The sequence below is a fragment of the Mumia sp. ZJ430 genome, assembly GCF_011751845.1.
Lineage (GTDB): Bacteria > Actinomycetota > Actinomycetes > Propionibacteriales > Nocardioidaceae > Mumia.
On sequence record NZ_JAAHFK010000002.1, the window covers coordinates 1,034,541 to 1,047,832 of the forward strand.

15 protein-coding genes are annotated in these 13,292 nt (G+C 72.3%); 11 read left to right on the plus strand and 4 right to left on the minus strand.

Annotated elements, in window-relative coordinates; translation table 11 throughout:
* Window positions 1-2 precede the first annotated feature (2 nt).
* Window positions 3-371, plus strand: a complete 369-nt coding sequence (locus HCT63_RS11470; protein ID WP_167004346.1) for a hypothetical protein — start codon at window positions 3-5, stop codon at window positions 369-371.
* Window positions 372-406: 35 nt separating this feature from the next.
* Window positions 407-706, plus strand: coding sequence for an ankyrin repeat domain-containing protein (locus tag HCT63_RS11475; RefSeq protein ID WP_167004349.1), 300 nt, complete (start codon window positions 407-409; stop codon window positions 704-706).
* Window positions 707-709: 3 nt separating this feature from the next.
* Here the strand turns inward: HCT63_RS11475 and erm are convergent, their stop codons facing one another.
* From erm to HCT63_RS11490, 3 genes are all read right to left on the minus strand, one after another.
* Complete coding sequence (erm, locus tag HCT63_RS11480; RefSeq protein WP_167004352.1) at window positions 710-1,477, minus strand: 23S ribosomal RNA methyltransferase Erm; 768 nt, start codon at window positions 1,475-1,477, stop codon at window positions 710-712.
* Between the two features lie 223 nt (window positions 1,478-1,700).
* Complete coding sequence (locus HCT63_RS11485; RefSeq protein WP_167004355.1) at window positions 1,701-2,351, minus strand: response regulator transcription factor; 651 nt, start codon at window positions 2,349-2,351, stop codon at window positions 1,701-1,703.
* Complete coding sequence (locus HCT63_RS11490) at window positions 2,348-3,451, minus strand: sensor histidine kinase (RefSeq protein ID WP_167004358.1); 1,104 nt, start codon at window positions 3,449-3,451, stop codon at window positions 2,348-2,350. Before HCT63_RS11490 ends, HCT63_RS11485 begins: the two co-directional genes overlap by 4 nt.
* A 131-nt stretch (window positions 3,452-3,582) precedes the next feature.
* Between HCT63_RS11490 and HCT63_RS11495 the strand changes: the two genes are divergently transcribed.
* The 5 genes from HCT63_RS11495 to HCT63_RS20470 all read left to right on the plus strand — a co-directional run bounded on the left by HCT63_RS11495 (window position 3,583) and on the right by HCT63_RS20470 (window position 7,674).
* Window positions 3,583-4,500, plus strand: a complete 918-nt coding sequence (locus HCT63_RS11495; protein WP_167004361.1) for an ABC transporter ATP-binding protein — start codon at window positions 3,583-3,585, stop codon at window positions 4,498-4,500.
* A complete protein-coding gene (locus tag HCT63_RS11500; protein WP_167004363.1) occupies window positions 4,497-5,366 on the plus strand; it encodes an ABC transporter permease subunit in 870 nt (289 codons plus the stop codon). The genes HCT63_RS11495 and HCT63_RS11500 overlap by 4 nt, the downstream gene beginning before the upstream one ends.
* A gap of 118 nt (window positions 5,367-5,484) precedes the next feature.
* Entirely contained in the window at window positions 5,485-5,910 is a 426-nt protein-coding gene (locus HCT63_RS11505; RefSeq protein WP_167004366.1) for a DUF6069 family protein, read from the plus strand.
* A 49-nt stretch (window positions 5,911-5,959) separates the two neighbouring features.
* Complete coding sequence (locus HCT63_RS20465; RefSeq protein ID WP_243842993.1) at window positions 5,960-7,072, plus strand: sensor histidine kinase; 1,113 nt, start codon at window positions 5,960-5,962, stop codon at window positions 7,070-7,072.
* Window positions 7,069-7,674, plus strand: a complete 606-nt coding sequence (locus tag HCT63_RS20470; RefSeq protein ID WP_279587738.1) for a response regulator transcription factor — start codon at window positions 7,069-7,071, stop codon at window positions 7,672-7,674. The genes HCT63_RS20465 and HCT63_RS20470 overlap by 4 nt, the downstream gene beginning before the upstream one ends.
* Before the next feature lie 9 nt (window positions 7,675-7,683).
* Here HCT63_RS20470 and HCT63_RS11515 read toward each other — a convergent pair whose 3' ends face one another.
* Entirely contained in the window at window positions 7,684-8,355 is a 672-nt protein-coding gene (locus tag HCT63_RS11515) for an ElyC/SanA/YdcF family protein (RefSeq protein ID WP_167004372.1), read from the minus strand.
* A gap of 90 nt (window positions 8,356-8,445) precedes the next feature.
* Here HCT63_RS11515 and HCT63_RS11520 point away from each other — a divergent pair, with 90 nt between their 5' ends.
* The 4 genes from HCT63_RS11520 to HCT63_RS11535 all read left to right on the plus strand — a co-directional run bounded on the left by HCT63_RS11520 (window position 8,446) and on the right by HCT63_RS11535 (window position 13,273).
* Window positions 8,446-9,138 carry a response regulator transcription factor gene (locus tag HCT63_RS11520; protein ID WP_167004375.1) on the plus strand — a complete coding sequence of 231 codons (693 nt, stop codon included), beginning with the start codon at window positions 8,446-8,448 and terminating at the stop codon, window positions 9,136-9,138.
* Complete coding sequence (locus HCT63_RS11525; protein WP_167004378.1) at window positions 9,135-10,145, plus strand: ATP-binding protein; 1,011 nt, start codon at window positions 9,135-9,137, stop codon at window positions 10,143-10,145. Before HCT63_RS11520 ends, HCT63_RS11525 begins: the two co-directional genes overlap by 4 nt.
* On the plus strand, window positions 10,142-11,641 hold the full coding sequence (locus HCT63_RS11530) for a DUF4173 domain-containing protein (RefSeq protein ID WP_167004381.1): 1,500 nt from the start codon (window positions 10,142-10,144) through the stop codon (window positions 11,639-11,641). The genes HCT63_RS11525 and HCT63_RS11530 overlap by 4 nt, the downstream gene beginning before the upstream one ends.
* Window positions 11,642-11,938: 297 nt before the next feature.
* Window positions 11,939-13,273, plus strand: a complete 1,335-nt coding sequence (locus tag HCT63_RS11535; protein ID WP_243842994.1) for a lipase family protein — start codon at window positions 11,939-11,941, stop codon at window positions 13,271-13,273.
* Window positions 13,274-13,292 lie beyond the last annotated feature (19 nt).

The window sequence follows — 13,292 nt, forward strand, 5'->3', positions numbered from 1 at the left end:
TCATGACGCACATCAGCGCCGACGCCGCAGGCATCCATCTCGAGTTCCCCGGCTGGGAGCGGTGGATGGCAGGGCGGTCCGCCTTCACTGCCCCGCTGGACGCGATCGTCGACACCTCCGTCGAGCCTGGCTGGACCTCAGAGATCCTTGGGATCCGTTCGGGTCTCGTCGTCTCCGGCTATCTGAAGGTCGGCACGTTCCGGCACCCATCCGGCGTACGCCGCCTGGTCTCGATGCGGCGCGGACAGCCGCTGCTGCGCGTCGCGCTCGATCGCGGGACGACCGGCTTCGACGAGCTCCTGCTCAGCAGCCCCGACGCGGCGGCGATCGCGCAGGCGATCGACGCGACCGCGCACCACCACCGCTACTAGGGTGGGGCGCCAGTTCGAGGCGACCAGGAGGGGCGATGTCCGGCGGCGACTGGAAGGACATGTTCGGCGCGGCGTGCAAGGGCGACGTCGAGCTGGTCTGCTATCACCTCGACCAAGGCGTGGACGTCGACTACGCCCACCCGGAGTTCCCGTCGACGGCGCTCGTCGCGAGCATCCTGGCCGGGCAGGAGGAGAGCGCAACCGTCCTGCTCGACCACGGTGCCGACCCGCTCCTCGAGTCCGAGCTCGACGAGCAGACCCCCGTACAGGCTGCGCGTCACATGCGCATGGCCGCGCTCGAGGCACGGCTCCGCGACCTCGGCGCCCGAGCCTGAGCACTACCACTGCCCGACCCGCCTCCACAGTGAGGCCCACTGGTCGGGCGTGAGCTCCCTCGGCAGCGCTCCGCGCGCGACCTCCGCGTCCCGCAGCGCGTGCCGGACCTCACCCGAACGTGCCCCGCCCGCCCGTACGAGGATCTGCTCCAGACCGGAGCCACGGCCGGTGAAGACCGCCTTGACGAAGCGCTCGTACGGGGCGCGCTCGGTTTCCGGGACGAGCGGCCGTTCTCGGCGGTCGACGGCGAGGATCCCGCCGTCGACGCTCGGCATCGGCGTGAAGTGGCGAGCCGGGACGCGCTGGTGCAGCCCGAACGCGAACCACGGCGCGCTCTGCGCCGACATCATCGTGCTCCCGCCGACGCCGGCCCGCTTCCGCGCGACCTCCCACTGGGTCAGCAGGACGGCGTGCCGCCAGCCGGGCGAGCGGAGCAGGCGCCGCAGGATCGGTGTGGTGAGGTGGAACGGGACGTTGCCGACGACCACGGGACGATCGAGCCTGACGTCGAGCGCGTCGGCGTGACGGACCGTGACCGACGGAAGCCGCGACCGGAGCCGATCGACGCGGCGTCGGTCGAGGTCGACCGCGGCCAGGTCACGGCCGAGGCGCGCGAGCGGGTACGTGAGAGCGCCGTCGCCGCAGCCGATCTCGAGGATCGGCCCGTCGGTGGCACGGACGAGCGCGACGATCCGCTCGATCGTCGGACGGTGGTGGAGGAAGTTCTGGCCGAGCTCGTGCCGGCCGCCAAGAGGGGTGCGTGATCGCAAGGGAGCGCTCCAACCGGAGGAGAGGAGCACCCGGACGCGGGGGTCGTTCGACGCGCTGCCGGGTGCGGGGGCATCCGGAAGACGGCGCGGAAGGTGAGAAGAAGGTCGCGCCGTCAGGCTCGGCGGGGGCGCACCACGAGGGTCGCCACGCGAGCCAGCGCGGGAGTCGTACTCATGGACGTCACCGTACGCAGCGCCGCGACGGCCGTCATCCGGTTTTCGGTCAGCGCCGAAGGCCGGACTCGATCGCGAAGACGACGAGCTGCGCCCGGTCTCGCGCGTGGAGCTTGACCATCGCGCGGCTCACGTGCGTACGGACCGTGTCGGGACTGACCACGAGCGCGTCGGCGATCTCCTGGTTGGAACGGCCCGTCGCGACCCAGCCGAGGATCTCGCGCTCCCTCTCTGTGAGGTCGTCCAGCCGCGGGTGCGGGCGCGCCGCGGCGGACGAGCCGCTGAACCGCTCGATCACGGTGCGCGTCACCGACGGGGCGAGCAGCGAGCCGCCGGCCGCCACGACGCGGATGCCGTCGAGCAGCGCCGTCGGCTCGGCGTCCTTGAGCAGGAAGCCGCTTGCTCCGTGGCGCAGCGCCTCGAAGACGTACTCGTCGAGCTCGAACGTCGTCAGCATCACGATGCGGACGCCGTCGAGCGTGGCGTCACTGTTCACGTCGGCGAGCAGCGCGAGGCCGTCGAGGACCGGCATCCGGATGTCGCACAGCACGACGTCGGGCGTCGTCCGGCGGATCAGCGCGAGCCCCTCGCGACCGTCGGCAGCTGCACCCACGAGCTCGAGGTCGTCCTCGGTCTCGATGAGGGTCGCCAACCCCATCCGGACGAGCGGCTGGTCGTCGACCAGCGCCACCCTGATCACCGCTGCTCCGGGAGCGTCGCGCGGACACGGAAGCCCGTGCCTTCCACCGGCCCGACCTCGAGCACGCCGCCGACCTCACCGACCCGTGCCCGCATGCCCAAGATGCCCATGCCCTCATCCTGGCCGGAGGTCGGGCCACCACGCCCGTCGTCGCTGACGGCGACCACCAGCTCTCCGTCGGCCCGGACGAGCGAGAGCACGGCCCGCGTGGCACTCGCATGCCGCAGGACGTTCGTCAGCGCTTCTTGCGCGACCGCGTACACGACCTCGCCGAGACGATCGTCGACATCGCCCACGTCACCGGTCCGGACGACCTCCAGCCCACCCGCGCGCACCCGGTCGAGCAGCGCGTCGAGGTCGCCGATCCCCCGTACGGGTCGGCGCGCGGCCTCCGCGCCCGACATCCGCCCAAGCTCGGCGCGCAACGCGTCCAGCGACTCGCGGCTCGTCGCCCGGATCGCCTCGATGCTCTCGCGAGCCTTGGCCGGGTCGCGGTCGAGCACGTGCAGCGCGACACCGGCCTGCATCGCGATCACCGCGAGGCCATGGCCGACGCCGTCGTGCAGGTCCTGCGCCATCCGCAGCTGCTCCTCGGTCGCCGCACGCGCGCTGCGGTCGGCGCGCGACGCCTCAAGCTGGCTCACGGCGGTGGCGACGGCACCCGCCGCGGCGACCACGGCCAGCAGCCCGATCGCTTGCCAGACCTCCTGAGGACGGTCGGCGCCGGTGACGAGCATCCGGGCGAGCAGGGAGCTCGCGGCGACGAGGGCGGCGCCGGCGGCCCACGGCACCCACCTCCACGACGTCGCCCGCAGCGCGACCACGAACGTCACGGTCGGAAGAGCCAAGAAGATAGGCCCGTCCGCGAAGCCCGCGCCGAAGTAGACGGCCGTGCAGACGCCGCTGGCCACGACGGCGACCTCAGGTCGCCACGGAAGCACAGTAGGAAGGACGGCGAGCACCGCGATGATCACGGCGCCCAGCACCTCGCCGTGACCAGGGTCCACGTCGCGGTTGGCCGCGAACGTGCCGAGCAGCACGACGACCACCATCGCCCACCAACCGTGGGCGTTCGCTAGGACGCTGCGCCGGTCGCTCACGGGCCGAGGATAGACCGCGGCGAGCCCTACGGCGTACGGCCACGCGAGGCTTCGGCGTACGCAGATCCGCGTACGGAGGAGCCGCGTCAGGGCGGACGCTTTCCGCGCCCCAGGCGACGACCGTAGGGGGCATGGACGATCTGGTGGTACAGACAGACGGGCTGACCAAGAGGTACGGCGACCGACTCGCCGTGGACTCGGTCAGCATGACCGTACGACGGGGCGAGGTCTACGGATTCCTCGGCCCGAACGGGGCCGGCAAGACGACGACCCTGCGGATGATGCTCGGACTGATCCGGCCCACGGCTGGAGAGGCGAGCGTCCTCGGACGCCCTGCGGGACGTCCTGACGTGACCGCACGGGTCGGTGCGCTCGTGGAGGGGCCGGGATTCTTCCCGTACCTGTCCGGGCGGGACAACCTGCGGACGATGGCCCGCTACCGGGGCCTCGGCGACGATGCCGTCGACGCTGCGCTCGCGCGTGTCGATCTGACCGACCGCGCGGATGACAAGTTCAAGGCGTACTCGCTCGGCATGAAGCAGCGGCTCGGTGTGGCCTCCGCGCTCATGGGCGACCCGGAGCTGATCGTGCTCGACGAGCCCACCAACGGCCTCGACCCGGCCGGGATGGCCGACATGCGGGCTCTCGTGGTGTCGCTCGCGCGCGGCGGCCAGACCGTGCTGCTCTCCAGCCACCTCCTCGCCGAGGTCCAGGAGATCTGCGACCGCGTCGGCGTCATCAACGACGGTCGGCTCCTGCGCGAGGCGCGGGTCGACGAGCTGCGCGGTGACGCGACGCTACGGGTCCGCGCGACCCCGGAGGACGCGGCCATCGCGGTCGCGATGCGCGTCGCGGGCGAGGACGCCGCACGCCGCACGCCGCACGGGCTCGAGCTCGCGCTGACGGCGGCCGCTGCCCCCGCACTCGTCCGCGACCTTGTCGCGGCTGGTGTCGACGTCCACGAGGTGTCCCCCACCGAACGCAGCCTCGAGGAGGTCTTCTTCGAGATGACCACCGAGGCACCGACCACGAAGGAGAAGGTGGCATGACCACGCTGATCGACAACCCGATGACGCGCAGCACCCGGGCGGAGCTGTTGCGGCTCCGCAAGTGGCCGGCCGTGTGGGTGCTGGTGGCCGTCTGGGTCGCCCTGGCCCTGGTCTTCGGCTATCTGTTCCCGTACCTGTCGTACCGGACGGGCGACCTCAGCTTCGCCGGCGACGGCGACACCCGCGCGCAGCTGCTCGTCGAGATGCTCCCTGCGGCGCTGCCGACGGTGCTCGTCCAGGGGCTGCCGATGTTCGGCGGTGCGCTGGCGCTGGTGCTCGGCGCGATCGTGGCCGGCAACGGCTACGGCTGGGGGACGTGGAAGACGGTCTTCACCCAGGGGCCGTCGCGCCCCGCCACGGTCGGAGGCTCGCTCGTCGCGCTCACCGCCGCAGTCCTCGGCAGCCTCGCGCTGACGCTCGTGCTGTTCACCGGGGTCTCGCTCCTCGTTGCCGGTACGGAGTCGCAGGCAGTCACCTGGCCGTCGGTTGGCGCGCTGCTCGAGTCCTTCGGCGGCGGATTCCTGGTGCTCGAGATGTGGGCGCTGCTCGGCTATGCGCTCGGCACCGTGGCGCGGGGGCCCGCGCTGGCGGTCGGGCTCGGACTGGTGTGGGCCCTGGTCGTCGAGAACCTGCTCCGTGGGGTGGGCGCGCTGCTCGGCCCGGTCGAGGCGGTGACGGAGGTCCTGCCCGGGACGGCCGGCGGCTCGCTGGTCGGCGCCATCGTCGACGTCTCGTCCAACCCGAACGAGACTCCCGGCATCCTCGAGGTCCTCACCGGCGGCCAGGCGCTCGCGACGGTGGCGGCGTACTGCATCGGGCTCGTGGTGCTGGTGCTCGTCGTAGTCCGGCGACGGGACGTGGCCTGACAGCTCCTCGCTCGCGAGCGCGGTAGGACATCTGTCCTGCCGCGTTCGCGACATCGTCCTCTGCGGTGAGGGGGTCCTCGGTGCCTAGGGTCGAAGACACCGAACCGAAGGAGCGCCGATGTCTACCGTCAGCACACCCCGCACCAGACCCACCGCCGCCCGCGTGCCGTGGACCGTCGACCTCGTCATCGTCGCCGCTGCGACCGTGTGCGCCATGATCGCCTGGACGTTCGCGTCGAAGGTTGCCGGCGTCGAGCTCACTGTCGAGGCCGGCGACGGGGTGCAGGAGGTCGGCGTTGCGGCGGTGGCCGCGTCCGCAGCGGCCGGAGCCTTGCTCGGGCTGCTGATCCTGCGGCTCCTCGAGCGACTCACGGCTCGGGCACTGCCGATCTGGACAGCGCTCGTGATCGTCGGGACGCTCCTCTCGGCCGTCGGCCCGACGGCCGCCCGGTCACCGGCGGCAACGGGGGCACTCCTCTCCCTGCACGCGGTCGTCGCGGTGGTCGTCCTCGTCGCTGCGCACCGTTCGCGGCGGCTGCGGTGAGCGCAAGCCGCGGGGCCACGGAGAGCCCGCCGGGCGTACGGTGAGCACCGTGTCGCGTCTCGCGCGAGTCCTCCCTAGGCATGCCGCCGTGCTGGTGTGGGTGCCGGTGCTCCTCGCGGCACCGGCACTTGAGGTCCGCTCCGGACCGGGCCCGGTGGTGCTCGCGCTGGGCCTGGTCGCCCTCGCCGCCACGAGCTGCGTCGTCGCGGTCCTGAAGAGCTGGCCGTGCTCGAGCACCGTCTCGACGGCCGCCTGGGTCGTGCTGACAGTCTCGGTCGGGATCGGCTCATTGGCCTACGACGGGTGGCCTCCGGCGTGGCTGCTCGTCGCGATGACGGCAGGGGTCACCTTCCGACCGGCCGTGGCTCTCGGCGCGATCACCCTCGCGGTCGTGCTCGCGACCTCAACGCTCGCGCGCGGCGGCGCCAGTGTCGAGGACGTGTACTCGCAAGCGTTCGTCGTCGCCCTCGCCGGAGCCGCGGCCGCGACGTTCAGCCACCTGGTGGCGACCGCCGATGCACTGCGTCGTACCCGGGCGCAGCTCGTCGTCGCGGCCGTCGCCGACGAGCGCGAGCGGTTCTCCCGCGACCTTCACGACGTGCTTGGGCACACCCTCTCCGTCATGGTGGTGAAGGCGCAGGCAGTCCGGCGACTGGTCCCCACCGACCCCGACGCCGCTGCAGTCCACGCCGCCGACATCGAGCAGATCGGGCGGACCGCGTTGACGCAAGTGCGTGAGACCGTCCACGCAGTCCGAACGCTGACTCTCACCGAGCAGCTCGAGGCAGCGCATGACGTGCTGACCGCCGCCGGCATCCGTGCCGACGTGCACACGCCGACGTCGTCGATCGACCCCGCGGTGGGCACTCCGCTCGCATGGGCGCTGCGCGAAGGAGTGACGAACGTGCTCCGCCACTCCAGCGCCAGCACGTGCAGGATCGACCTCGTACGTCGTGGGACGTCGTTCGAGCTCCGCGTCTGCGACGACGGCGTCGGGACGCCGCCACCGGAGCACGAGGGACGGATCGGTGGCCTCGACGGCCTTCGGTCCCGCCTCGTCGCCGCCGGCGGCGAGCTGGAGGTCGCGCCCGGCCCCGACGGGTTCTCGCTCACCGCACGTGTGCCGGCAGCACTGGACGCGGCGCCGGAGCGATCGCGGTGATCCGCCTGCTGCTGGCCGAGGACCAGACGATGATGCGCGGCGCCCTCGCGGTGCTCCTCGGGCTCGAACCCGATCTCGAGGTCGTCGACCAGGTGGCTGACGGCCGCGACGTGCTCCCCCACGCGCTCCGCTCTCAACCGGATGTCGCGCTGCTCGACATCGAGCTGCCGGGGCGCAGCGGTCTCGACGCCGCCGAGGACCTCGCTCGCGAGTTGCCCGCGTGCCGCGTCCTGATCGTGACGACGTTCGCGCGGCCGGGCTACGTCCAGCGTGCGATGGCGGCCGGCGCGAGCGGCTTCGTCGTCAAGGACGATCCCGCGGAGCACCTCGCCGCGACCGTCCGACACGTCGCGGGCGGCGGCACCGCCATCGACGCAACACTCGCCCGTCGCGCCTTGCGCGAAGCCGCCTCGCCTCTGACCGACCGCGAACGAAGCGTGCTCACCACCGCCGAGGACGGGGCGACGATCGCGGACATCGCCGAGCGGATGCACCTCTCGAAGAGCACGGTCCGCAACTATCTGTCCAGCGCGATCGGCAAGACGGGGACGCGCAACAAGGTCGAGGCAGCGCATCTCGCCCGACGCAACGGCTGGCTCTGACCGCGGCGCCTAGGACGTCGCCTCGGGCTTGGCCCAGGAGGTGCGGCCGTCGCCGGTGATGGGGATCTCGGGTCCCTGCATGACGTCGGGACGGAGTGTCGCCTCGCCGAGGCCCCGTACGCGGGCGAGCAGCTCACGTGCGCTGACCCGCAGGCGGTTGGCGTCGCCGACGCCGAGCCCTCGTACGTCCATCCCGGCGGCGCTTGCGAGATCCACGGCGCGCGCGATGTGGAAGTCCTGCGTCACGACGACGGCCGTCTCGACACGGAAGACCTCGCGGGCGCGGCGCATCGTGTGCCACGTGCTGCGGCCGGCGTAGTCGGTGAACACGTCCTCGGGCGGCACCCCTGCACGGAGGACGGCATCGCGCATCGCGTCGGGCTCGTTGTACGCGTGCGTCCGGTTGTCGCCGGAGACGAGGACCTTGTCGACCGTCCCCGCGCGATAGAGCGCGACCGCCGCGTCGACGCGCTGCTGGACGACCGCGCCGAGCCTGCCGTCGGGGAGCACCCACGACCCGGGGACGATCGCGACCTGGGCGTGCGGCAGGTCGTCGGGGTCGTCGGTGACCCGGTCGTCGGTCCGCTTCACCACGACGGCGTTCGCGGCAGCGACCGCGAGGACCCCCGACAGCGCGGCGGTCCCGGCGACGATGATCAGGCGGTGGCGCAGGCGACTCATGCCGGTGAGCGTAGGCGACGCGGTCAACCTGCACAGGATCTTCACACCTTCTCGGCACCACCTGCGCAGCCGCGAACTTACGCTCAGGACATGGGCACACCGGCAGCACGGATCCTCGTCGTCGAGGACGAGCGTGTCATCAACCAGTCGGTCGTCGACCGCCTCGTCGCCGAGGGGTTCGAGGTCCGTCAGGAGTACGACGGCCCGAGCGCCGTCGCCACCGCCGCCCAGTGGCCACCGGACCTGGTCGTCCTCGACGTGATGCTGCCCGGATTCGACGGCCACGAGGTGTGCCGCCGCGTGCAGGCCGAGCGCCCCGTACCGGTCCTCATGCTCACCGCCCGCGACGACGAGACGGACGTCCTCGTCGGGCTCGGGGTCGGAGCGGACGACTACCTCACCAAGCCGTTCAGCATGCGCGAGCTCGTCGCGAGGGTGCGGGCGCTCCTGCGGCGGGTCGAGCGCGCGGCCGCGCTGACGGTCGCTGCGCCCGAGGCGCTCTCGCTCGGTGCGCTCGAGGTCGACCGTGCACGTCGCCAGGTCCGGCTCGACGGCACGCTCGTCCACCTCACCCCGACCGAGTTCGACCTGCTGGTCTGCCTTGCGACCGAGCCCGGCACGGTCCTCACCCGCGAGCAGCTGCTGGCCGAGGTCTGGGACTGGCGCGACGCCGCCGGCACCCGTACGGTCGACAGCCACATCCGATCGCTGCGCGGCAAGATCGGCGCCGAGGCCGTACGCACCGTGCACGGGGTCGGGTACGCCCTCGAGGTGACGCCATGAGGCCGCTCGACCGACTCGGTTCGATCAAGACGAAGCTCGGGGTCCTCGTCGCGGTGACCGTCGCCGTCGCCGCCGTGCTCCCCCTCGCCGGGTCGCGTCTCGGCCTCGACCCGCTCCTGACGGTGCCCGCCACGGTCGCCGTCGCGCTCCTCGTCACGCAGCTCCTCGCCCGCGGCATGACGTCGCCGCTGCGCGAGATGACGGCGGCGGCACGGACGATGGCGACCGGCGACTACTCCCGCCGGGTGACCGCATCCTCGCGCGACGAGGTCGGCGAGCTCGCCCGCGCCTTCAACACGATGGCCGCCGACCTCGAAGCCGTCGACCGCCAGCGCCGCGACCTCGTCGCGAACGTCTCCCACGAGCTGCGCACTCCGGTCACGGCGCTGCGGGCGCTCCTGGAGAACCTCGCCGACGGCGTCGTCGATCCCGACCCCGAGCAGCTCCGTACGGCGCTCGAGCAGACCGAACGGCTCAGTCACCTCGTCTCCGACCTGCTCGACCTGTCCCGCGTCGATGCCGGGATCAGCGCACTCGACGCGCAACCGATCGAGGTACGACCGTTCCTCGACGACGCCGTCCGCGAAGCGGCGCTCACCGGGCAGCCGGTGCGCTTCGCGGTGTCGGTCGAGCCGTCCGACCTCGTCGTACGCGCCGACCGCGCCCGGCTCCACCAGCTCGTCGCCAACCTGCTCGACAACGCCGCACGCCACAGCCCCGACCAGGGCGCCGTGCACGTCCAGGCGCGGCCCGGCGAGCGCGGCATGGTGCTCGAGGTCTCTGACGAAGGACCCGGCATCGACCCCACCCAACGGACGGCCGTCTTCGAGCGCTTCACGACCGGCACCGGCGCCGGCCAGCACGACGGCGGCACCGGCCTCGGCCTCGCGATCGCCCGCTGGGTCACCGACCTGCACGGCGGCTCGATCGAGGTCGCCGACACCACGACCGGATGCCGGATCCGCGCCTGCCTCCCCGAGAACCTCCCGGAAGGAACACCCGCGTGAGCTCTGCCTACCCTGCGTACCCCGTTCCGCCAGCGTCCCCGAAGCCCGAGCCCCTGCTCGACGCCCTCTTCGGCCAGCTGTGGCCCGAGCCGTCGGTACCTGCACGGCCCCGGCTTGTCGTCGCTGCCGCCGCCGTCGGCGCGCTGGCCGCCCTGGTGCTGCCGTTCCGCGACCTCGGGATCGGCACGTTCCTCGTCTTCGTCGGCGTCTGTGGTGTCGTCGCCGTCGCCGACGAGCGGTTCCGCCGCCCGTACCACCTGGTGTCGGCCACGCTGAGCGTCCTCCTGCTGACGCCGCTGTTCCTGCTCGCGGCGGAGTGGGTGAGCATCTTGTGCCTGCTCGCGGCGTTCGCGGTCGGCGCGACGGCGCTGGCGGGGGGCCGCTCGGTCCCCGGGATGGCCGCCTCGATGGCCGCGGTCCCGCTCGCGGCGGTACGGGGGCTCCCCTGGCTGGGCAGGTCGCTCACCGTCGCGCCCGGTTCGCGCACGTGGGCCCCGATCGTCCGTACGGTCGTGCTGTCGGCCATCGCCGTCGTGGTCTTCGGCGCGCTCTTCGCGTCCGCCGACGCGGTCTTCGCCCGCTGGGCGGACGCGCTCGTGCCCGACCTGACCCTCGACGACATGCCCGTTCGCGCCTTCACCGGCCTGGCACTCGGGGGCCTGACGCTGGCCGGCGTCTACGTCGCGCTCAACCCGCCGCGTGTCGAGCGCCTGGCGGTTCCGGTCGGCTCCCCGGTGGTGCGACGCTTCGAGTGGCTGGTGCCGGTGTCGCTGGTCGTCGGGCTGTTCGCCGTCTTCGTCGTCGCGCAGCTCACCGTGATGTTCGGCGGTCACGACTACCTGCGACGGACGACCGGACTCACGTACGCCGAGTACGTGCACCAGGGCTTCGCCCAGCTCACGATCGCGACGCTCCTCACCCTCGCGGTGGTCGCGCTCGCGGCACGGAAGGCCCCGCGCGTGACGGCCCGCGACCGGCTGCTCCTGCGCATGGTGCTGGGCGCGCTGTGCCTGCTGACGCTGGTCGTCGTGGCCTCTGCGCTGCACCGGATGAGCGTGTACGAGGAGGCGTACGGCTTCACCCAGCTCCGGCTCCTCGTGTCATTCTTCGAAGGGTGGCTCGGCGTCGTGGTCCTGCTCGTCCTCGTCGCGGGGATCAGGCTTTCGGGGCGGTGGGTCCCCCGCGCCGCCCTGCTCACCGGGGCGGCCGCGCTCCTCGCGATGGCGGCGCTCAACCCGGACGCGTACATCGCCGAGCGCAACCTCGACCGGTACGAGGCCACCGGCAAGATCGACTGGTACTACCTGTCCGACCTCTCCGCCGATGCCACGCCGGTCCTCGCGGACCTGCCGGCCGACCTGCGCGGGTGCGTCTGGGTGGACGCCGCCCGTACGGGCGACTGGTTGGAGTGGAACCTCGGCCGTGCCCGTGCCCACGAGGCGGCACCCGGTGGCCTCGCCGGCGGACGCGACTGCGAGGGCTCGCCAAAGGGGTGAGGGGATCGCCTCGCCGGTCGACAAGGCCAGCCCGCCGGCGGCATCCGTCAGGCGCGTCGCCATCGTTGACGTCGCCACGTCGTGCGCGAAACAACACGAGCCCCTAGGCTCCGTTACCAATCAGTAACGTCCTCGCAAAACTGCCGTGAAGACGTTGCAGCCCGCGCACCCGGGGGACCCTTCAGCGGGCACTGCCCGCTGCGCCACGCCTCGCTACCGCGAGTGACCGCAGTCGGATTCTCGTCACGTCGCCACGCTCTCGTCGGCGTCGTGCACCCACCGATACAGGAGTCACTCGTGAAGCAGCTGCGCAGACCCCTCATGACCGCGGCCTTGTCCGCGCTCGTCCTCTTCGGCGTCCAGGCGCCCGCCTCGGCGGCCGAGGACACCCCGGTCGTCTCCCGGGGCATCACCATCCCGACGTTCTACAACCCGCCCACGTCCTTGCCGTCCGCCAACGGCGCCCTGATCCGGAGCGAGCCGCTCACGCTCGGCCTGAGCCTGCCCGGCCTCAGCGGTCCGCTCCCGGGGACGGCGACCCGGATGATGTACAAGTCGACCGACTCGAACGGCCAGCCCGTCGCGGTGACCGGCGCCTACATCGAGCCTGCCGCACGGTGGACCGGCAGCGGTCCGCGCCCGCTCGTCGTGCTGGCGCCCGGCACCATGGGCCAAGGCGATCAGTGCGCGGCGTCGCTCGCGCTCGAGAACGCGCTCGCGCTCAACCTGACCGAGGGCACGGTGTCGGTCGGTTACGAGAACCTCGCCACGTACCGCCTCCTCGCCAAGGGCATCGCGGTCGCCGTCACCGACTACGTCGGGCTCGGGGCGACCGACCGGCTGCACACCTACGTGAACCGTGTCGACGAGGGCCACGCCGTGCTCGACGCCGTACGGGCGACGCGCTCGCTGACCGGGACCTCGGTCACCGCCTCCTCCCCCGTCGGCCTGTACGGCTACAGCCAGGGCGGCGGCGCGACCGCGTCGGCGGCCGAGCTCCAGCCGACGTACGCACCGGACGTCACGCTCGCCGGCGTGTACGCGGGCGCTCCGCCGGCTGATCTCGTGAAGGTCCTCCCTGGCATCGATGGCAGCGCGCTCGCCGCGGCCGCCGGATGGACGGTGAACGGGCTCGCCCAAGCCAAGCCTGCCCTCCAGCCGATCATCGACAGCTACATCAACGACGCTGGCCGCGCGGCGCTCGCCGACGTCTCGACGATGTGCGTCGGCGACGGCATCCTCGGCTACCCCTTTGCCAAGACCAAGAGCTGGACCAAGCAGGGCATCTCGCTCGGCGACGTCATCGCCCGCGAGCCCGCGGTGAAGGCGGCGGTCGACGCGCAGCGCATCGGTCGGATCAAGCCGTCCACGCCCGTGCGCGTCGCCACTGGCGTCGCCGACGACACCGTCCCGCACGGTCAGGCCCGTCAGCTCGCGGTGGACTGGTGCGCCAAGGGCGCCAACGTCACGTACGAGCCGATCTACCTGCCCAACCTCGGTGACAAGATCGTGCTCACGAACCACTTCCTGCCGCTCATCGAGGACCAGGGGTCGGCGATCGGCTGGCTCACGGACCGACTCGAAGGCCGGCGGGCGTACTCCAACTGCTGGAAGCTGCCGCTGATGCTGTGAGGTGACGCGCCGGAAGGCG